We start from the raw sequence: 18,818 nt of genomic DNA, 5'->3' as shown, positions 1-18,818 counted from the left end.
GTTGCCCCGCTGCACGGGGCATCCGGCGTAAGCCTCGGGGTAAGCCTCGCTTGACGCCACTTTTTGTCCATATTAAAAACGATATACCCCAAAGCCCCATCGATCAGCCAGAACATATAATTCGGAGAATTCATGAGTCAGCAACGCGAGGCGATCGACACGTACCTCTTGCGCGTCTTGCACACGCTTCTGATGGAGCGCAGCGTGACACGCGCGGCCGTCAAGCTCAATCAGTCCCAGCCCGCGATCAGCGCGGCGCTGCGGCGTCTGCGCGACATCACCGGCGACCCGCTCCTCGTGCGCGGCAAGTCCGGCATGGTGCCGACCGAGTATGGCCTGCGCCTGCTCGAACCCGTCCAGAACGCGTTGCGCGAGATCGAGCGCATCCGCTTTCAGCAACACAATTTCGATCCGGCTACGTCCATCCGCTGTTACCGGATTGGTTGTCCTGACTATCTGAACGTCCTGTTCGTGCCGACCGTGGTCGAGCGCTTTCGCCTGGCCGCACCCAACGCCACGCTCGAGTTCCACTCGCTCGGGCCCGCGTTCGACTACGAGCTCGCGCTCGAGGAAGGCAAGCTCGATATCGTCATCGGCAACTGGCCCGAGCCGCCGGAGCAACTGCACCTCTCGAACCTGTTCGTCGACCAGATCGTCTGCCTGATGAGCAACACGCACCCGTTCGCCAAGCGCGGCGTGCTCACGCTCGACCAGTATCTGAACGCGCCGCATCTCGCGCCCACGCCCTACTCCGTGGGCCAGCGCGGCGCCATCGATGTCCACCTCGCGCGCGAGCGCCTCAAGCGCCACGTGGTCGTTACGCTGCCGTACTTCAATCTCGCGCCCTACGTGCTCGTCAAGTCGGACCTGGTCTTCACGACCACGCGCCTCTTCGCCGACCACTATGCGCGCTTCCTGCCGCTGACGGTCGTGCCCGCTCCGCTCGACTTCCCGCCGATGCAGTACTACCAGTTGTGGCACGAACGCTGTCATTACTCGGACGAAGTACGCTGGTTGCGCAGCCTCATCGCCGAAGCGACGAAGACGCTGATCGACAAGCCTTGAGTCACACGGCCGCACGGTGCTGCGGCCGCCTGAGCGTTTCTACACCCCTGTGCCTTGCGCGCGTGCCTTCCTTAGCGTGCCATCTGCACGAGCTGTGCCGCGAGCCGGTTGTGCTGTTCGATGACCGGCCCAAGCTCCACCGTCTGCAACACGCCCTCCTTCACGACCACGCGACCGCCGATCACGCTCAGCGCGACCTGTGAGGGAGCGCAAAACACGAGCGCCGCGACCGGATCGTGCAGCGCCCCCGCGAAAAGCGGCTGGCGCAAGTCGAACGCCACGAAGTCGGCCGCCATGCCGGGTGCGAGCGCGCCAATGTCGTCGCGGCCCAACACCTGCGCGCCGCCTAGCGTCGCGATTTCGAGCGCTTCGCGCGCCGTCATGGCGTCCGGGCCGAAACCCACGCGCGCAAGCAACATGGCCTGACGCGCCTCAGCCACCATCTGCGCGCCGTCGTTCGACGCCGAGCCGTCCACGCCAAGTCCAACCGGCACGCCAGCGAGCCGCATCTTTTTCACGGGCGCGATACCCGAGGCGAGCCGCATGTTCGAGCACGGGCAATGCGCGACGCCCGTGCCGGTGCGGCCGAACAAACCGATGCCGTGGTCGTCGAGTTGTACACAATGCGCATGCCATACGTCGCGGCCCACCCAGCCGAGGTCCTCGGCATATTCGGCGGGCGTCATGCCGAACTTTTCGCGGCTGTAAGCAATGTCGTTCACGTTCTCGGCGAGATGCGTGTGCATCGACACGCCGTAATGCCGTGCGAGCACCGCCGATTCGCGCATCAGGTCGCGGCTCACCGAAAACGGCGAGCATGGCGCCACGACGACGCGCAGCATCGCGTACCGGCCCTCGTCGTGATACGTCTCGATGAGACGTTGCGTGTCAGCGAGAATCGCGTCTTCGCGCTCGACCACGGAATCGGGCGGCAGGCCGCCGTCCTTCTGGCCCACGCTCATGCTGCCGCGGCTCGCATGAAAGCGCATGCCGATGCGTTGCGCGGCGCGAATGCTGTCGTCCAGGCGGCTGCCGTTCGGATAGATGTACAGATGGTCGCTGGACGTCGTGCAGCCCGAGAGCAGCAGTTCCGCCATCGCCGTGAGCGTGGAAACTTCGATCATCTCGGGCGTGAGGTTCGCCCACACCTTGTAGAGATTGGTGAGCCAGCCGAACAGTTCGGCGTCCTGCGCGGCCGGCACGGCCCGCGTGAGGCTCTGGTACATGTGGTGGTGCGTGTTGACGAGCCCAGGCGTCACGAGGTGGCCGCTGGCGTCGATCACCTCGTCGGCCGTCGCGGGCAATTCCGCCGTCGGCCCGACCGCGACGATGCGGTTGCCTTCGACATAGAGGCCGCCGCCGCGGATCTCGCGGCGTGCGCCGTCCATCGTCACCAGCATGTCGGCGTTTTTCACCAGCAAGGTCTTGCCGGCGTTTTGCGGGCCCTGGCCCTGCGCGAGTGTGCGTTCCATCGTCCTTGTTCGCTCCGTTGTCGTGCCGGCGCAAGCCTTTTCGCTCGCGCCAGCGTGTGAACCAGACGTCCTCGCCTCACCCGCCGGCCTCGCCCGTCGCCCAGGCGCCCGGTGCCGACGCGTCCCGACGAGGACGCCGCTGGCCCGGTTACCCGGCGTCCACCGCCGTCTTCGGGACGCGCAGCACGCGCTGCGCATGGCCTCTACGATCCGCAACCAAAATAGTCATGGCAATTCGCGCCGCTGCGATACCCACATTTACACCACGCATATAAAGGTCGATTTTTGGCGTCGCTACGATGCAAACAAAGGACGCTTCAATCCAGGGCGCGATGAGCGACTGCACCCACGCGGCACCCAGGGCGTACCCTCATGCGCGAAGATTTATCTTTCCTATCGCTCGCGCGCGCCGGGGGCGATCGTTCTTAAAATGCGTTCACGGCGCTCGCTTCGATCCGCCGACGGGTATGTAGCCACTGACGTGGAGCCTCGATCCGCCGCAATGCATCATGGGATCGAGAGCTGCCGCTGAAACCTCGCAATCGCACCAGGCACTCACAAGGAAAACTGCGAATGGGCAAGCTGACTACCCACGTGCTCGACACCGCGAACGGCCGTCCCGGCGCTGGCATCAAGGTCGAGCTCTTTGCGCTCTCGGGCGACGCGCGCCGCGCGCTCAAGACCGTGACCACCAATGACGACGGCCGCTGCGACGCGCCGCTGCTCGAAGGCGAAGCGCTCGCCAAAGGCGAATACGAACTCGTGTTCCACGCTGGCGACTATTTCGCCGCCCTCGGCGCGAACGTGCCCGAGCCGCGTTTCGTCGACCGTGTGGTGCTGCGCTTCGGCATCGCCGACGCCACCTCGCACTACCACGTGCCGCTACTCGTTTCGCCGTGGTCGTACAGCACCTATCGGGGTAGCTAGGCGACAACTGAACGGCCACTGCAACAGATTCTCATAGGGTATTCCGGGCGAGATTCAAACCCGGTTCAACGAACCCAAGGTCATACGAACAACAACGGCGGCGCGGCGGCGCTTGGGTCGTCCAGCGGCCCGGGAGCTGCACGGCGCGCTCTTACCCCGCAGTTAGCGCGTGCAAACAGACGCGCGCGCAATGCATCAGGACTGGAGACGTTTCATGGAAGGCTTTATTACCGACTGGCTGAACCTCGCGCTGCGCTGGTTCCACGTCATCGCGGCGATCGCCTGGATTGGCGAGTCGTTCTATTTCGTCGCGCTCGACAACAGCCTCAAACCGCCCACGGACCCGAACCAGCGCCGCCGCGGCGTGTTCGGCGAACTGTGGCACGTACACGGCGGCGGCTTCTACAACATGCAGAAGTACACCGTTGCGCCGCCTGAAATGCCCGACGACCTTCACTGGTCGAAATGGCCGTCGTACACCACGTGGCTCTCGGGAGCGTCGCTCTTCACGGTGCTGTACCTGATGGCGCCGAACACGTATCTCATTGACAAAAACGTGCTCGACATGGGTCCGGTGGTGGCGATCTTCTCGGCGCTCGGCTTCCTCGCTGCGGGCTGGATCGTCTATGACTCGCTGTGCCGCGTGCTCGGTACGAAGGACAAGCTGCTCGGCGTATGCGTGGGCATCTATGTCGTGATCGCGGCCTACCTCGCCTGCCATATCTTCTCGGGCCGCGCCGCGTACCTCATCATGGGCGCCATGCTCGCGACGATCATGTCGGCGAATGTGTTCTTCGTCATCATCCCCGGCCAGCGCAAGATGGTCGCCGCGATGCTCAAGGGCGAAGTGCCGAACCCGATCTACGGCAAGCGCGGCAAGCAGCGTTCGGTGCACAACACGTATTTCACGCTGCCCGTGGTGTTCGCGATGCTGTCGAATCACTACGCGATGACCTACGCTCACGCATACAACTGGGCCGTGCTCGTGGTCATCATGCTGGCCGGCGCGCTGATTCGCCAGTTCTTCGTGATGCGCCACCGTGGCCAGCAGCTCTGGTATCTGCCGATCGGCGGCGTGGCACTGATGTTTGTCGCGCTGGTGTGGACGCTGCCGCGCCCGGTCGTGCCGCAAGCCGAGGCCGCGAACGCACCGCAGGTCAAGGTTGCCGATATTCAGCCGATCCTCCAGCAACGCTGCGCGTCCTGTCACTCGGCCCAACCGACGTTGATGGGCGCCGCGCCGGCCGGCGTGATGTTCGATACGCCCGACGAAATTTCGCAGAATGCGCAGCGGCTGTATCAGCAAGCTGTGACGCTCAAGGCGATGCCGCTTGGCAACGTCACGCACATGACCGACGACGAGCGGCAGAAGATTGCGGCGTGGTTCCAGGGGGGCGCAAAACAGTAATCCGCTAATAGCCCTTTGGCCAGGTAGAAAGCCCGAAGCACTTTGTGCTTCGGGCTTTTTCTTTTTGCTTGGGATAGGCGATGAGTTTTTTCACACATCATTTAAGATATTTCTCTGTTTACCAATCTAATGACGCCAATAAGCGAGAATCCGGAGCACTGAGATTCAAAACATCGCATAGCCACGCCTCCATCTCGCGACGCATTTTCTCGCTCACACTGAGAGAAATGCCACGTCCGCACCCGCATCCCGACCGGCCAATTTGTACTGCCACGTCAGCCATCCTGGCTACTCAATCGCTCCCGATCGCTTTTTAAGACTTCTCTTATACCACCCTATTTCCATTATTAATAAAGTGCGAAGGATTTTCTGTCACGGCGATTACTAATGGAATAAAAAAATACCAGCGTATGTCCTCGTGACTGAAAATCGACGCAATTATCTTGAGTGACGGTTAGCCACATCATTCGAGTTCGGCTACCGCGCATCTGAGACAACGTCGTCGAGAAAGTACGTTCTCCCCCATTCAATTAAATCAGGATAACGAATGAAAAAGACCTATAGATCAGTCTGGAACGAGTCCACGGGGACGTGGGTTGCCGCGCAAGAAAAAGCTACTGCGTCGGGAAAAGGGACGACGCGAACTCGTGCCATTATTGCCGTAGGGAGTGCCAGCGTCGGTGCCGCAAGTTTCCTGGTCCCTGCTACAGCGTGGGCAGACTTCTGCGCGGCCCACGCGGGGCAACTCTATAACTATACAGCCACCGGGGTTGCCAGTAACTGCAACGCGTGGATAAGCACGGGATTGGTTGGCGGTGGAGTCGTCGGGAAGAGCTATTTTGACGCCATGGGCGTTGGCTATACGCAAATCGTTTCAGACGGGACGCAGAGGAAGATCTTCCTTTCACCGGGGAACCCAAGCTCAAACAATACTATGGGCTACTACGCAACGCTTTCCAGTGCTGCGACTGGTGTCCTGTTTTCTGGGCTCAATCCTGGCCTGGCATCGGCGGATGCTGTCAATGTGAGCCAACTCAAGCCACTCGTTACTGCCCTTGGCGGCGGCACATCGTTCAATGCCAGCACCGGCGCCGTCACAGGACCGACTTACGTCGTCGCAGGGACGCCGTATCACGACGTAGGTTCGGCCCTTGATGCGTTGAACAAAAGCGCTTCGAATCCGGACGTGGTCCTCTACGATTCCTCCACGCACGACTCCGTGACGCTACGCGGCGCGGGTTCGACTACGCCGGTGGCACTGCGTAACGTGGCGAAAGGCGCCGTAACGGCTTCGAGCACCGATGCGGTCAACGGCGCGCAGCTTTACGATGTCAAGCAAGAAATCGACAATAAGGCAACGCACTACGTCGGGATCAATAGCGATCCCGGCCAAGGCAACTACAACGGCGAAGGCGCGACCGGAACCAACGCAATAGCCATTGGAGCCAACACTACAGCGGCGGGCGCTCAGTCCACTGCGTTCGGAGCAGGTGCATACGCTGCAGGCGACGCGCTTGCCGCCGGTGCAGGCGCTCAAGCCTTCAGCGGGTCCGTCGCTTTAGGGGCCAAGGCGCTCGCTCAGTGGGACAACTCAATCGCCATTGGCAACGGGGCGTCAGTGGGTGGCTCGAACACCGTCGCAATCGGCAGCGCAGCCGTCAGCAACTTCGCGGGCGATGTTGCCCTTGGCGCGAACTCGACGACCGATGTCGCAGTCGCCACGCCAGGCACCACGATCCGTGGCGCCAACTATACGTTCGCCGGCAGCACGCCATTGAGCACCGTCAGCGTAGGGAGTGCGGGCCAGGAGCGGACGATTACGAACGTGGCGGCTGGCCAGTTGACCGCAAGTTCAACCGACGCCGTGAACGGTTCGCAACTCTTCGCTACGAACCAGGCGATCAGCAAGCTTACGTACATCGACGCTTTCGGCTCGGGTACGCCTGCACAGTCGAGCAGCCTCAACTCGGTCGCACTGGGCTTTGGTTCGGTCGCGGACGCACCTCGTACGATCTCCGTGGGTAACTCGGCGACGGGCCTTCTCCGTAAGATCACGAACGTGGCGACGGGCCAGGCGGAAACCGACGCAGTCAATCTCGGCCAGGTGGAGGCCTTGCTTGGCATCAAGCCAACAGATACCGTCAGTCTCAGTTCCCGGCTAAGCGCGAACACGTCTGCGATCGCAACGCTCGATGCCAGACTGCTTGCTGCCGCAGCCCCGAACAGTTCTACCGGTGCGCTGGACGGTGCCACCACGACAGATACCGACGCCCTTCATTACGACTCAGCGGCGCACGACATCGTGACACTGAGCAGCGCCAGTGGCGGCAACGTTCAGCTGACTGGACTGCAGAACGCGGCGCTCGATCTCAGCAGCACTGACGCCGTGACCGGCCAGCAGCTCTTTGCGACCAACCAGCAACTCAACAACCTGAGCCAGGCAGTGCAGAACATCAACATCACCGGCTCGACTGCAGTCGGCGCGAACACCACGAGCGGTGCGGCCGCCGCGGCGGGCACGCAGTCGGTCGCCGTGGGCGGCGGCGCCACGGCAACGGGCAACAACACGACCGCCATCGGCGACATGGCCAATGCATCGGCAAAGAACGCAGTGGCGCTTGGCGCGAACTCAGTCGCAGATCGCGAAAACTCGGTTTCCGTAGGCGCGGCGGGTTCGGAGCGCCAGATCGTCAACGTCGCGGCGGGCACGCAAGGCACGGATGCGGTCAACCTGAACCAGTTGAACAATGCGATAACGCAGCAATCGAACGGGTTCAACCAGCAGATCGGCAATCTTCAGAACTCGATCAATACCGTTTCGAAGAACGCCTACGCGGGCGTGGCGGCGGCAATGGCCATGCCTAACCTCACGCCTTCTGGACCAGGTCGCACAGTGGTCGCGGCCGGTGGCGGCTACTACATGGGCGGCAGCGCGGCCGCGGTTGGCGTGACGTATCGCTCGGCAAACATGCACTGGCTGGTCAACGGCGGCGTGTCGCTTACGAGTACCGGCAACATGGCTGCGCGCACACAGGTCGGGTACGAGTTCTAACCCACGTCGAACTGGCACCGCGCTCACGCACAGCGACACATACGAAAAAGCCACGGCCGAGGCCGTGGCTTTCCTTTGTTTTCGATCTGCAACGCGTCCGAGCGTCACCGCATCGCGGCTTTCATCGCCTCGTGCGTCAACCACAGCGACTCCGCCAGATCCTGCTCGTTGAGATTGAGCCCGTCACCGCCGCGATCGACGACGATGAAATCGCTCACCTCGTCCAACGCGATCAGCGGATGATGCCAAACGCCCTTCGCGTAATTCACGCCCTGCCAGCCGCGCGAAACGAACGCGCGAATCTGCGTGACTTCCAGATCGCCGGCGGGCGCGACCACTACGAGATACCGCTTGTCATTGAGCGGCACGAACGCCTGACTGCCCAGCGGATGCCGTTCGAGCATCTTCACTTCGAACGGCAGCTCGCGCGGCTGCCCGCGAAACAGATTCACGAGCGTGCGGCCGCCTTCGTCGGTCACGTCCACTTTCGCGAGGTCGTGATAGCGGATCGTGGTACCGAGATTGATCGGTATTTGCTTGGCGCCTGCAAGCTCGATCACGTCGCCGAACGGCGCGAACGCCTCGCGCGTGAGCGGCTCGATGGTCAGCGTCGTTCTTGTTTCACTCATGATGGCCTCGTCAGCAAATCACGCGAGCGTGCCCCACAGGCGCACGCGCGAAACGCCGCCATCGGGGAAGATGTTGAAGCGCACGTGCGTAACCGGGCCGAGCGCCGCGAGTTCGCTTTCATAGTAGTGCTGCTTGTCCATCTGCAGCTTCTGCTCGCCGAGCAGCACCGGCCAGAACATGGCCTGGGTCACGAGCGAGCTGTCCGTGCCGCCTACCACGCGCGCGGCCTGGAACGAACAGCGGTCGGGGTAGTTGCCCTTGAAGTGCGCCGTATCGACTTCGATCTTCTTGATGATGCCAGGCTGCGCGAGCGCGATGATCGCCCAGTCATTGCCAGGTTCGCGGCGGCGGCGCGTTTCCCAGCCGTCGCCCATGTTCACGCCGCGACCCGGCATGAGCAGCGTGGAGGCCATGCCAAAGTGCTGGTTGTTCGCGCCAACGAGGTACGCACCGTTTTCCATCGCCGCCAGGTCGAACAGTTCGCTGCGGCTCGCACCCGCCCAGTCCACCTGCGGCTGACCATACACGCGCAGACGCGCAATGCCGCCATCGGGATAGATATTCACGCGCAGGTGCGTGTACGGCTTGTCGCTCGATACTTCCACGTAGTGGTGGCTATTGCCGTTCAGCGAGGTCGAGGGGACGATTTCCGTCCATTGCGTCGCGGCTGTGGGTGCGCCGTCCACCACATACGCGCCTTCCACCGAAGCCGCCGGCGGATAGTTGCCGGTGAAATGGCTCGTGTCGATATCGAGACCCTTGATGACGCCAGGCCGTGCGAGCTTCACGACACACCAGTCATAGCCGGTCGTGCGTTTGCGGCGCGTTTCCCAGCCGTCCATCCACTTGCCGTGTTCGTCGTACTTGCCCGGAATGAAGACAGCCGGCTCCGGATTGAGCATGCGATCCTTCGGCGCGAAGAAGTCGTCGCTCGCCTCGAGCGCCTGCGCGCCCAGGCGCGGGTCCGCGAGATTCACGAAGCGGCGCGTGAAATCAGGGGCGTTGGGGTCGAGAGTCGGGAGTGCCATCGTTGTCTTCCTTCGTGTCTTTTCTGTAGATCAAAACGGCGCTGCGCCCTCGCGCGAAAAACCGGTGGGCGCATCGCCACGTTACGCGTCGATCAGTTCATCCAGCCTGAAGCGCGCAATGCGGTAAATCTGGTCGAGGCTCGCGCGCAGTTCGTCGGCGCGGCTGTTGTTCACGCGCGCCTCGAAGTTCGCGATGATGCCGTGGCGGTCATAACCGCGCACCGCAAGAATGAATGGGAATCCGAACTTCTCGCGATACGCGCCGTTGAGCGCGAGGAGCTTGTCGAACTCTTCCTGCGTGCACTGATTCAGGCCCGCGCCGCTTTGCTCGCGCGTGGATTCGGCGGTCAGCTCGCCGCGTACGGCGGCCTTGCCCGCAAGCTCCGGGTGGGCGTTGATGAGCGCAAGCTGCCTGACCTCGCCCGAGGTTTCGACTGCCTGCGACATGGTGCGATGCAGCGCGTCGATGCTTGCAAACGGGCGTTGCTGCGCGGCCGCTTCGGCCACCCAGGGCGAGTGCTCGAAGATGCCCGAAAGCGCCGCCACGAAGGCGTCGGCCGAGGCGTGATTCAGCTGTTCGAGGGTGTAGTGCATTGCCTTCATGCGGCGGCCCCGCGGTGGTCGTTCTGTTGCGGTTGATAGGGATGATGCTCGCGCCAATGGCGCGCGATGTCCACGCGGCGCGTGACCCACACACGCTCATGTTTTTCGATGTGATCGAGAAAGCGCTGCAGCGCGCGAAGACGCCCAGGGCGCCCGAGCAGGCGGCAGTGCATGCCGATCGAGAGCATTTTCGGGGCTTCGTCGCCTTCTTCGTAGAGCACGTCGAATGCGTCGCGCAAGTAGGTGAAGAAGTGGTCCGCCGTGTTGAAGCCCTGGGGCGACGCGAAGCGCATGTCGTTCGTGTCGAGCGTGTAAGGCACGATCAGTTGCGGCACCGTCTTGCCACCCGTGACTTGCACGTCCATCCAGAAAGGCAGGTCGTCGCCGTAGTAATCGGAGTCGTAGAGGAAGCCGCCATACTCGGCCACGAGGCGATGCGTGTTCGGGCTGTCGCGGCCCGTGTACCACCCCAGCGGACGCACGCCTGTCACGCGCTCGATCGCTTCCATGCCGAGCTTCATGTGCTCGGCCTCCCGGGCGGGCGAGACGTCCTGGTAATGAATCCAGCGGTAGCCGTGGCACGCGATCTCATGGCCCAGCTCGACGAACGCGCGCGCGACTTCGGGATGACGCTCGATCGCCATGCCCACGCCGAACACGGTGAGGGGCAGGCCGCGCTTTTCGAATTCGCGCAGGATGCGCCACACGCCCGCGCGCGAGCCATATTCGTAGATTGACTCCATGCTCATGTGGCGCGCGGGATACGCTGCGGCGCCCACGATTTCGGAGAGGAACTGCTCGGAGCCGGGGTCGCCGTGCAGCACGCAGTTTTCGCCGCCCTCTTCGTAGTTGAGCACGAACTGCACCGCGACGCGAGCCTGGCCGGGCCAGTTGGCCTGCACCGGATACCGGCCATAACCGATCAGATCGCGGGGATATTGGGGATCGAGTGGCATGCTGGTCGAATCAATCGAATAAAGAGGATGAAACGAAATATCCACGGGACGGCGAGGCGCCGTGAAGCGGCCGCCGGCGCTGCTTTGCAAGGCCTGGCGGACGGTCCGCGCAACCTGCTTACAGGACCGGTTCAGTGTAGCGAAATCACCCGGACGCGCCCATACGCACGCTCAGATAGTGCGGGTCAAGCGAGGTGTATGTGGCCGCCCGATCTGCCGGACAGATGGGCGGCCACAGGGCTCGCGCGCGTTGCGCGTTTACCCGTAGCGCAGTGGCCGCACGGGCGGCGGCGTTTCCGTGACGGCTGCGGGATTGCTCGGGCTGAAACGCGCGAAATCACCGTCGTAACGCTTGGTGAGCGGTCGCGCGAAGTCGCCCCGCTTGGCGGTCGTGAGGCGCAACGCGACGAGCGCCTCCACCCATTTCACGGCGGCCGTCACACCGTCGATCACGGGTACGCCCAGCGCATCCTCCACCTGTGCGCACAGGCTCGTCATGCCTGCGCAACCCAGCACGATGGCGTCCGCGCCATCTTCTTCGAGCGCGCGGCGGCACTCTTCGACGATCGCACGGCGCGCGGCCGATCCCGGCTCATCGAGTTCGAGCACGGCCACGTCGATTGCACGCACGTTGCGGCAAAAACGCGTCATGCCATAGCGCTCCGCGAGATGCCAGGCCATTGCGCGGGTGCGCGAAAGCGTCGTCACGACCGAGAAGCCAGGCGCGAGCACGCTCGCCGCATGCATCGCGGCTTCCGCGATGCCCACGACGGGCCCGCGAGCCAACTCACGCGCCGCGTAAAGGCCAGGGTCGCCAAAGCACGCGATCACGTAGCCGTCGAAGCCTTCGCGCTCGCCTGCCTCCACTTCGGCGAGCAGGCCAGGTGTGGCGAGCGCCTCGTCGTAATAGCCTTCGATTGACGGCGGCCCCATCGTCGGGCTCACCGCCACGACCTCCGTGCCCGGTGCGATCACGGCACGCGCGCACTGCTCCATCGCGGCGGTCATGCGCTGCGTGGTATTCGGATTGATCAATTTGATGCGCATTTCGATTCCTTCGTCGATGCCTGGTTTTGCACGCCGCTCATGCCTTTGCGCGAGCGCGTTCGCCCATCGTGAGCGCGCGATAGAACAACGCGCTGAGCGCGGCGCCAATGAACCACGAGAAGTTCGCTGCGCCGCCGAGCGACGGCACCATCACGCAGAGAATCGCGATCACCGCTGCCGGCAGCAAGGCCGACACCGCGCGCCAGTTCACGCCGTTGCGATACCAGTACGCCCCCTTCGGGGACACCGTGTAGAGATCATCCACGGCAAGACGTCCACGCTTCACGAGATAGAAGTCGACGATCAGGACACCATACAAAGGCCCGATGAAGGCGCCGAGTATGTCGAGCGTGTAGTGAATCACAGCCGGGTTGTTGAACAGATTCCACGGCGTGATGAAGATCGAGGCCACGGCGGCGAGCATGCCACCCGCACGCCAGCTGATGAGCCGCGGCGCGACGTTGGAAAAGTCGAACGCGGGCGAAACGAAGTTCGCGACGATGTTGATGCCGATGGTCGCAATCGTGAACGTGAGTGCGCCGAGAATCACAGCGGTGGGATGATCGATGCGGCCGACCGTTTCGACGGGATCGGTAATCAGTTCTCCGAACACAGGAAGTGTTGCCGAAGTCGTGATGACCGTGACGAGCGAGAATGCGAGGAAGTTGACCGGCAGCCCCCAGAAGTTGCCCTTGTGAACGCTCTTGAGCGACTTGCCGTAGCGCGAGAAGTCACCGAAATTGAGCATCGGCCCCGAGAAATACGACACCACGAGCGAGATTGCCGTGATCATCACGGGAATCACTTCGGCGCCGTGATACTTCACGCCACCGAGATTCAGGCCGATGTTGTGCCAGCCCGCGCGATACACCATGTAGCCCGCGAGCGCGAACATCACGACATAAACCGCCGGGCCCGCGAAGTCGATGAACTTCTTGATGGTCTCCATGCCGTTCCAGAACACCAGGGCCTGAAGTACCCAAAGCGTCATGAAGCCGGCCCAGCCGACTGCGGAAAGCCCGAGCATGCCGTGCTTGTGCACGTCGGCATAAGGCATGAGTTGAGGCACGAACTTGAGCACGACAATCACGAGCGCGCTCGAAGCGAGATAGGTCTGGATGCCGTACCACGCCACGGCGATGAGGCCGCGAATCACAGCGGGAATATTGGCGCCGAGCACGCCGAAGGTGCCGCGACAGGCCACCGGATACGGCACGCCGTGACGCTGGCTGGGCCGCGCGATCAGGTTGCAGAGCACGTTGACGATGGAGATGCCGACGATCAGCGCTACGAGCACTTGCCAGCTCGTGAGGCCAAGCGCGAAGAGGCTCCCCGCGAACACATAGCCGCCGACGCTGTGCACGTCGGACATCCAGAACGCGAAGATGTTGTACGCGCCCCAGGTCTGCTCCTTGAGCGGAGCGAGGTCGTGGTTGTAGAGCCGCTCGCTGTAGCCGGCCGGCAAGCGCAGGTTTTCTGCGGACTCGCTGCTTTCGCCAGATTCGAAGTTGGGCACTGCCGGACTGCCAGGTGACACGCTGAACTGAGCCATGATCCGCTCCTTGGATGGATATGCCGACGGAAAAAAGACGCCTGAACGCCTCGAAACGCGTGCGTACCGCCGCTGGACGCGGCCGCCGCGATATCCCCGAATGGTCTGGCCTTGGCAGGCGCTGCGCCGGTCGCCGCTTGCGGGCGCCCTGTAACGCTTTGCCTGTTCTAGCCGTACGCATGCACTGCATGCGCCCCACTCCATCCTTTTCAGCCGCGACGGCCACGGTTCGTCGTGGGCCGCCGCGTTTTACTGCAATCCGTATGTATGCCGCCTCGGAAGCGGGTCAGCGTGCGAGCGAAGTCGACTCGCGAGCGCTGAACACTTCCTGCAGATCGACCGAAACGCCCGCCGGCCGGTCGAGCATCCTGAGCTCGACACCCTGCAAATGGCGCACCATGAGGTCGACTGCCTCTTTCTCGTCTCCGGCTTCGAGCGCCGCGAGAATCGCCTCGTGGTCGTCAAATGAACACGGGCTGCGTCCCGGAGATTCGTAGAGCGCTGAAATCAATGTCGAACGCGCCACGAGTCCGTTGAGGCAATCGCACAGAACCGTATTGCCGGTGAGCGTGGCGAGCGACGTATGGAACTCGCCCGAAAGCCGGATCCATGTCGGGAAGTCGCGCCCTTCAAAAGCCTTGCGCTCGCGCCGGATCGTCTCGCCGATGGTCTTCAGCCGACGGTTGCCGTGCTGCGCGCTACAGATGCGCCCCACCACTGCCAACTCGATGATCCGCCGCATTTCAAACACCTCGTGCACTTCCTGCAGCGTCGGGCTTGCGACGAACGCGCCACGATTGGGCTCCAGATCCACGAGATGGTCTTTCGCGAGCAGCGCGAGCGCCTGGCGGATCGGGCCGCGCTTCACGCCGAATACTTCGCACAACTGTGCTTCCGTCAATTTCGCGCCTGGCGGCAGCCGGTGCTCGAGAATCGCTGCGCGGATTCGCGCGGCGATTGCTTCGGGCTTCATGCCGGTTGCCTCGGCGTCGATATCGGTCTTTCGCATGGCTCGGATCTCTATGTTGGGTATCCTAGGTTGGACATAAATATTGTCAACAATTTTTTTGGCGAACCTGGGGAAGTTCCCCACGTGCGCGCCGGCTGCTACATGCCTCTTCTCGGTGAAACACGCTTTATTTCGGGGAATTCAGCACCTGCATGGTGATTCGTCGCCCCAATTCGGCCACAGTTTTTGTCAACAATTTTGAGAGGAAGCGTTGAAGTGAACATGGTCTGGCGCCGTTTGGAACTGACCGTTAGTTGCATAAGATTCCATAAAAAAAGCGCCCGAAAGCGCTTCTGTACTAGTGCAGATCAACTCAGATGCGGGTAGTCGCTCACGGTCAGCTCGAAGCCATGTGCGGTGGTGTTCAATTCTGCCGGCGCGCCCATCGGCAACGTGACCATATCGGGGATATGGCCGAACGGCAGGCCCGTCACCACCGGAATGCCAACCACGGAGCGCACCTGCTCCACCATTTCACGCAGATCGTAGCCGTTGTCGTAATCGAACTGCTTGTGGCCCGTGAAGTCGCCCAGCACCAGTGCTTGCTGGCGCGCAAGAATGCCTGCCAGGTGCAACTGATAAATCATGCGCTCCACGCGGAACGGCTGCTCGTTCACGTCTTCGACGAACAGGATGCCGCCCTCGACAGGCGGCAGATAAGGCGTGCCGATGAGCGAAGTCAGCACCGCCAGATTGCCGCCCCAGAGCGTGCCCGAAACATTCGTCGATTGAGCCTGGGGCGCATTCACCTTGAACGTGTAACTCGGCTTCGAAAGCGTGTCCCAGAAGTGATGCATCGTGAAGCTGCTCAGACTTTCGGCGCCGAAGTCGCTGCAGAGCATCGGACCGCCGAACGTCGTGAGCCCGGCGCGCGCGAGCAACGCGAGCTGAATGGCCGTGAAGTCGCTATGCCCCACGAACGCAATGGGCTGGTCCGTCAAACGCCGCTGCAGTCCGTCGTAATCGAGACCGTGCAGGATGCGCACCGCGCCGTAGCCCCCGCGCACGGCGAGCACGATGTCCGGCAAGTCGCGCGACGGATCGGCCAGGCGGTTCAGTTCGGCCGCGCGCTGGCCATCGGTGCCGGCAAAGCGCTGATAGCGCCGCTCGGTCGCCTGCACGCCACCGACGTGATGGCCCTGCGCCCGCAACCGGGCAAGCCCACGGTGCACCGCTTCCGAATCGTGCGGATAACCAGACGGTGCGATCAGTTCGATGGTGCGATGAATGGTCATGTCGAATTCGATTCAACCGTGAGATTCAATCCGCGGTTTCGTTCGGACCGGCAACGCCGGTTCCTCCCTGCGTTTCCTCGGCCTGTGCCCGGGCCGCACGGCGCGCTTCCCGGCTCGCGCGGCGACGGTCGGCGAAGAACGCGCGCAGTGCCTCGCCACACTCATCCGCCAGCACTCCGCCGGACACGCTCGTATGGTGATTCAGTTGCTCGTTGGCAAAGGCATCGACCACGCTGCCACATGCGCCGGTTTTCGGATCATGCGCGCCGAACACCACACGTGCGATACGCGCGTGCATGATCGCGCCGGCGCACATCAGGCACGGTTCAAGGGTCACATAGAGTTCGCAGCCGGGCAAGCGGTAGTTACCCAGCGCGTGCGCGCCCGCTCGCAACGCCGCCATTTCCGCATGCGCGGAGGGATCGTGCGCACCGATCGGGTGATTGAAGCCCGAGGCAATCACTTCGTCACCGCGCACGAGCACCGCGCCCACGGGCACTTCGCCGGCGGAGCGCGCCTCTTCGGCGGCGGCCTGCGCGAGGCGCATGAAATGCTTGTCGCGCTCGGAGACGGGATTGGGCTGTGAAGCGGTTTGTGAATCGGCCCCGCAGGCCGTCATGAGCGCATCGGCGGCATCCCGACCGGCAGCCGGGTGCGCCTCATCGCTTTCGCCGCCAGGGGCGTGTGGCTGGACGGGAGAGCCCGTCACGCGGCCCCCGCCGAGAGCGCCGGGTGGCCGGGCTCGCCAGCCGCGCGTTCCGACAAACGCTCCGCAATGCGGCGGCGATATTCGTGCGGCACGACCATCGGGCCGCCACGCAAGGATTCGAGCGCCATGTCGAGCGCGAGCATGCGCGCGCGCAGACGGCATTGCGCGGCCTTGTCGCCCACAGTGGCGAGGTCGTCTTCGAGGTCGCGCAAGGCTCGCAGCTGTTCGACTGCGGGCGGCACGAACCCCGCGTTCTTCAGGATGCGGTGGGCTATGCGCACTTCTTCGGGCACGAGCAGGTCGTCGTCGAGCGCCTGTGGCGCACCGGCGCCGGGCAGGTCGTCGAGGTCACCGCGCGCGGCTGCGGCGGCAATCCGTTGTTCGACGAGGGCATCAAGCAATTTCATCAGCAATCCACTACGTTGCGGCTCACGCATTCTATCAGGGTAAGACCTGGAAGACCGTGCGCGGCTGCCATGTGTGTCATCTACTCCTTACGGCTTGACAGACTGACGGTTTGATGCGGGATGAGTACGCGCAGACGACGAAACCTGGAATTATCTGATGGTGGGTGCCGGCGGCCGAGGCGTATGGTTAAGCGCTTAGACCCACCATGCCGTCCTTGTGGCCGCCCTCCTTTACGCTTTCGATGATGAAACAACACGTCCACCTCGAACGACCCGCCATGCGACAACTTCGCCTCGCCGCCCTCTGCCTGCTGCTCACCGCCAGCCTTTCAGGCTGCGGCGTGTTCTGCGGGGCCGCGGGCGGCAGCGGCGGTGGTATTGCCGGTGGATGCGGCACCGGCATGCGATTCTGACCGCCAGAAGCGAAAACGCCGCTGGAGCGCCCGGCTTGTACCGGCACCCCAGCGGCGCTAGAAGGATTTCCGGGCGTCCTTCCCCGGCCTCAGTCCTTCATCACCTTGCCGACCGCGTCGACCACAACGCTCACGTTCTTCTCATTCAGGCCGGCCACGCACATCCGGCCCGAGCGCAGGATATACACGCCGAATTCTTCCTTCAGGCGCTCGACCTGCTTCTCGCTCAAGCCCGTGTAAGTGAACATGCCGCGCTGCTTCACGTAGCGCGCGAGCGCTGCTTCGCCCGCATGCGCACGCAGGCCGTCGTGAATCGCCACGCGCATGCGCGCAATGCGTTCGCACATCGCAGCGAGTTCCTGTTCCCACGACGCCTTGAGTTCCGGCGTGCTCAACACGCGCGTGACGATCTTCGCGCCATGAGTCGGCGGATTGCTGTAGTTCGCGCGCACCGAGCCCGTGAGCTGCCCGAGCACACGGTCGGCGGCCGCCGCGTCTTCGCAGATCACGTGCAGGCCGCCGCAACGCTCGCCGTAGAGCGAAAAGTTCTTCGAGAACGAATTCGCCACCAGCGCCGGTACGCCGCGGCGCGAGAGTTCGCGCACCGCGAACGCGTCGTCCTCGAGGCCCGCGCCGAAGCCCTGATACGCCATATCGACGAACGGCAGCAGGTCGCGCTTTTGCAGCACGTCGATCAGTCGCTCCCACTGCGCGCGATCCAGATCGACGCCCGTCGGATTGTGGCAGCACGCGTGCAGCAACACGACGCTCTTCGCCGGCAGCGCGTCGATGGCCGAGAGCATCGCCTCGAACTTCAGGCCGCCCGTCACCTCGTCGTAGTACGGGTACGTGTTCACCGTGAACCCCGCGCGCTCGAAGATAAAGCGGTGGTTCTCCCACGTCGGATCGCTCACCCATACCTGGCTCGTCGCAAAGTAGCGCTTGATGAAATCGGCGCCGACCTTGAGCGCGCCCGAGCCGCCCAGCGTCTGCACGGTCGCGATGCGGCCGGCCGCGCGCGACGGGCAGTCAGCGCCGAACACGAGTGCCTGCACGGCGTCGCGGTACTGCGCGAAACCCGCCATCGGCAGATACGGCTTCGGACCCGGCTCCTCGAGAATCGCCGCCTCGGCCTTGTGAACGGCCTTCATGACGGGCAGACGGCCTTCGTCGTCGAAGTAGATGCCAATGCTCAGATTGACCTTGTTCTGCCGCGGGTCCTTCTGAAAGTTCTCGTTGAGCGAGAGGATCGGGTCGCCGGGGTAGGCATCGATGTGTTCGAACATGCTGTTTAACTCTCTGGAC

18 protein-coding genes are annotated in these 18,818 nt (G+C 63.2%); 5 read left to right on the top strand and 13 right to left on the bottom strand.

Annotated features, from left to right (window positions below; genetic code table 11):
- Window positions 1-132 precede the first annotated feature (132 nt).
- Complete coding sequence (locus L0U83_RS06515; RefSeq protein WP_233881462.1) at window positions 133-1,065, top strand: LysR substrate-binding domain-containing protein; 933 nt, start codon at window positions 133-135, stop codon at window positions 1,063-1,065.
- Window positions 1,066-1,136: 71 nt separating this feature from the next.
- Here L0U83_RS06515 and L0U83_RS06510 read toward each other — a convergent pair whose 3' ends face one another.
- Window positions 1,137-2,537: an 8-oxoguanine deaminase gene (locus L0U83_RS06510; protein WP_233881461.1), complete on the bottom strand. Its 1,401-nt coding sequence runs from the start codon at window positions 2,535-2,537 to the stop codon at window positions 1,137-1,139.
- A 148-nt stretch (window positions 2,538-2,685) separates the two neighbouring features.
- Window positions 2,686-2,883 (bottom strand): hypothetical protein, encoded by a 198-nt coding sequence (locus L0U83_RS06505; RefSeq protein WP_233881460.1) that lies wholly within the window; start codon window positions 2,881-2,883, stop codon window positions 2,686-2,688.
- Window positions 2,884-3,110: 227 nt separating this feature from the next.
- Here L0U83_RS06505 and uraH point away from each other — a divergent pair, with 227 nt between their 5' ends.
- From uraH to L0U83_RS06490, 3 genes are all read left to right on the top strand, one after another.
- Window positions 3,111-3,464, top strand: a complete 354-nt coding sequence (gene uraH, locus L0U83_RS06500; protein WP_233881459.1) for a hydroxyisourate hydrolase — start codon at window positions 3,111-3,113, stop codon at window positions 3,462-3,464.
- A gap of 214 nt (window positions 3,465-3,678) precedes the next feature.
- A complete protein-coding gene (locus tag L0U83_RS06495; protein WP_233881458.1) occupies window positions 3,679-4,872 on the top strand; it encodes a urate hydroxylase PuuD in 1,194 nt (397 codons plus the stop codon).
- Window positions 4,873-5,419: 547 nt separating this feature from the next.
- Complete coding sequence (locus tag L0U83_RS06490) at window positions 5,420-7,924, top strand: YadA-like family protein (RefSeq protein ID WP_308445024.1); 2,505 nt, start codon at window positions 5,420-5,422, stop codon at window positions 7,922-7,924.
- A 104-nt stretch (window positions 7,925-8,028) separates the two neighbouring features.
- On the opposite strand, the gene L0U83_RS06485 is transcribed toward L0U83_RS06490, so the two are convergent.
- From L0U83_RS06485 to L0U83_RS06440, 10 genes are all read right to left on the bottom strand, one after another.
- A complete protein-coding gene (locus L0U83_RS06485) occupies window positions 8,029-8,553 on the bottom strand; it encodes an ureidoglycolate lyase (protein WP_233881456.1) in 525 nt (174 codons plus the stop codon).
- Window positions 8,554-8,571: 18 nt separating this feature from the next.
- Entirely contained in the window at window positions 8,572-9,582 is a 1,011-nt protein-coding gene (gene alc, locus L0U83_RS06480) for an allantoicase (protein ID WP_233881455.1), read from the bottom strand.
- Window positions 9,583-9,663: 81 nt separating this feature from the next.
- Window positions 9,664-10,185 (bottom strand): 2-oxo-4-hydroxy-4-carboxy-5-ureidoimidazoline decarboxylase, encoded by a 522-nt coding sequence (uraD, locus tag L0U83_RS06475; RefSeq protein ID WP_233881454.1) that lies wholly within the window; start codon window positions 10,183-10,185, stop codon window positions 9,664-9,666.
- On the bottom strand, window positions 10,182-11,141 hold the full coding sequence (puuE, locus tag L0U83_RS06470; RefSeq protein WP_233881453.1) for an allantoinase PuuE: 960 nt from the start codon (window positions 11,139-11,141) through the stop codon (window positions 10,182-10,184). Before puuE ends, uraD begins: the two co-directional genes overlap by 4 nt.
- Window positions 11,142-11,399: 258 nt before the next feature.
- The gene (locus tag L0U83_RS06465) at window positions 11,400-12,188 is read right to left on the bottom strand and encodes an aspartate/glutamate racemase family protein (RefSeq protein WP_233881452.1); all 789 of its coding nucleotides are present in this window, start codon (window positions 12,186-12,188) and stop codon (window positions 11,400-11,402) included.
- A 37-nt stretch (window positions 12,189-12,225) separates the two neighbouring features.
- The gene (locus L0U83_RS06460; RefSeq protein WP_233881451.1) at window positions 12,226-13,740 is read right to left on the bottom strand and encodes an NCS1 family nucleobase:cation symporter-1; all 1,515 of its coding nucleotides are present in this window, start codon (window positions 13,738-13,740) and stop codon (window positions 12,226-12,228) included.
- 286 nt (window positions 13,741-14,026) lie between these two features.
- The gene (locus L0U83_RS06455; RefSeq protein ID WP_233881450.1) at window positions 14,027-14,749 is read right to left on the bottom strand and encodes a GntR family transcriptional regulator; all 723 of its coding nucleotides are present in this window, start codon (window positions 14,747-14,749) and stop codon (window positions 14,027-14,029) included.
- A 308-nt stretch (window positions 14,750-15,057) separates the two neighbouring features.
- A complete protein-coding gene (ldcA, locus tag L0U83_RS06450) occupies window positions 15,058-15,984 on the bottom strand; it encodes a muramoyltetrapeptide carboxypeptidase (protein ID WP_233881449.1) in 927 nt (308 codons plus the stop codon).
- A 25-nt stretch (window positions 15,985-16,009) separates the two neighbouring features.
- Window positions 16,010-16,603: a tRNA adenosine(34) deaminase TadA gene (gene tadA, locus L0U83_RS06445; RefSeq protein WP_233883756.1), complete on the bottom strand. Its 594-nt coding sequence runs from the start codon at window positions 16,601-16,603 to the stop codon at window positions 16,010-16,012.
- Window positions 16,604-16,689: 86 nt separating this feature from the next.
- The gene (locus L0U83_RS06440; protein ID WP_233881448.1) at window positions 16,690-17,100 is read right to left on the bottom strand and encodes a DnaJ family domain-containing protein; all 411 of its coding nucleotides are present in this window, start codon (window positions 17,098-17,100) and stop codon (window positions 16,690-16,692) included.
- Window positions 17,101-17,378: 278 nt separating this feature from the next.
- Here L0U83_RS06440 and L0U83_RS40500 point away from each other — a divergent pair, with 278 nt between their 5' ends.
- Window positions 17,379-17,513 (top strand): hypothetical protein, encoded by a 135-nt coding sequence (locus L0U83_RS40500; RefSeq protein WP_267939205.1) that lies wholly within the window; start codon window positions 17,379-17,381, stop codon window positions 17,511-17,513.
- An 89-nt stretch (window positions 17,514-17,602) separates the two neighbouring features.
- Here L0U83_RS40500 and L0U83_RS06435 read toward each other — a convergent pair whose 3' ends face one another.
- Window positions 17,603-18,799, bottom strand: a complete 1,197-nt coding sequence (locus L0U83_RS06435) for an amino acid aminotransferase (RefSeq protein WP_233881447.1) — start codon at window positions 18,797-18,799, stop codon at window positions 17,603-17,605.
- Window positions 18,800-18,818 lie beyond the last annotated feature (19 nt).

This window comes from Paraburkholderia flagellata, assembly GCF_021390645.1.
In the GTDB taxonomy this organism is placed as follows: domain Bacteria; phylum Pseudomonadota; class Gammaproteobacteria; order Burkholderiales; family Burkholderiaceae; genus Paraburkholderia; species Paraburkholderia flagellata.
Note: the sequence above shows the minus strand (reverse complement) of the source record. Positions and strands in the feature narration are given on the sequence as shown.

Coding starts and splice junctions, on each gene's coding strand:
- puuE (WP_233881453.1), bottom strand. CDS start 11,141: ATGCCACTCGATCCCCAATATCCCCGCGATCTGATCGGTTATGGCCGG.
- tadA (WP_233883756.1), bottom strand. CDS start 16,603: ATGACGGCCTGCGGGGCCGATTCACAAACCGCTTCACAGCCCAATCCC.
- L0U83_RS40500 (WP_267939205.1), top strand. CDS start 17,379: ATGCGACAACTTCGCCTCGCCGCCCTCTGCCTGCTGCTCACCGCCAGC.
- L0U83_RS06465 (WP_233881452.1), bottom strand. CDS start 12,188: ATGCGCATCAAATTGATCAATCCGAATACCACGCAGCGCATGACCGCC.
- L0U83_RS06495 (WP_233881458.1), top strand. CDS start 3,679: ATGGAAGGCTTTATTACCGACTGGCTGAACCTCGCGCTGCGCTGGTTC.
- L0U83_RS06435 (WP_233881447.1), bottom strand. CDS start 18,799: ATGTTCGAACACATCGATGCCTACCCCGGCGACCCGATCCTCTCGCTC.
- L0U83_RS06515 (WP_233881462.1), top strand. CDS start 133: ATGAGTCAGCAACGCGAGGCGATCGACACGTACCTCTTGCGCGTCTTG.
- L0U83_RS06510 (WP_233881461.1), bottom strand. CDS start 2,537: ATGGAACGCACACTCGCGCAGGGCCAGGGCCCGCAAAACGCCGGCAAG.
- ldcA (WP_233881449.1), bottom strand. CDS start 15,984: ATGACCATTCATCGCACCATCGAACTGATCGCACCGTCTGGTTATCCG.
- L0U83_RS06455 (WP_233881450.1), bottom strand. CDS start 14,749: ATGCGAAAGACCGATATCGACGCCGAGGCAACCGGCATGAAGCCCGAA.
- uraH (WP_233881459.1), top strand. CDS start 3,111: ATGGGCAAGCTGACTACCCACGTGCTCGACACCGCGAACGGCCGTCCC.
- L0U83_RS06490 (WP_308445024.1), top strand. CDS start 5,420: ATGAAAAAGACCTATAGATCAGTCTGGAACGAGTCCACGGGGACGTGG.
- L0U83_RS06485 (WP_233881456.1), bottom strand. CDS start 8,553: ATGAGTGAAACAAGAACGACGCTGACCATCGAGCCGCTCACGCGCGAG.
- L0U83_RS06460 (WP_233881451.1), bottom strand. CDS start 13,740: ATGGCTCAGTTCAGCGTGTCACCTGGCAGTCCGGCAGTGCCCAACTTC.
- alc (WP_233881455.1), bottom strand. CDS start 9,582: ATGGCACTCCCGACTCTCGACCCCAACGCCCCTGATTTCACGCGCCGC.
- L0U83_RS06440 (WP_233881448.1), bottom strand. CDS start 17,100: ATGAAATTGCTTGATGCCCTCGTCGAACAACGGATTGCCGCCGCAGCC.
- uraD (WP_233881454.1), bottom strand. CDS start 10,185: ATGAAGGCAATGCACTACACCCTCGAACAGCTGAATCACGCCTCGGCC.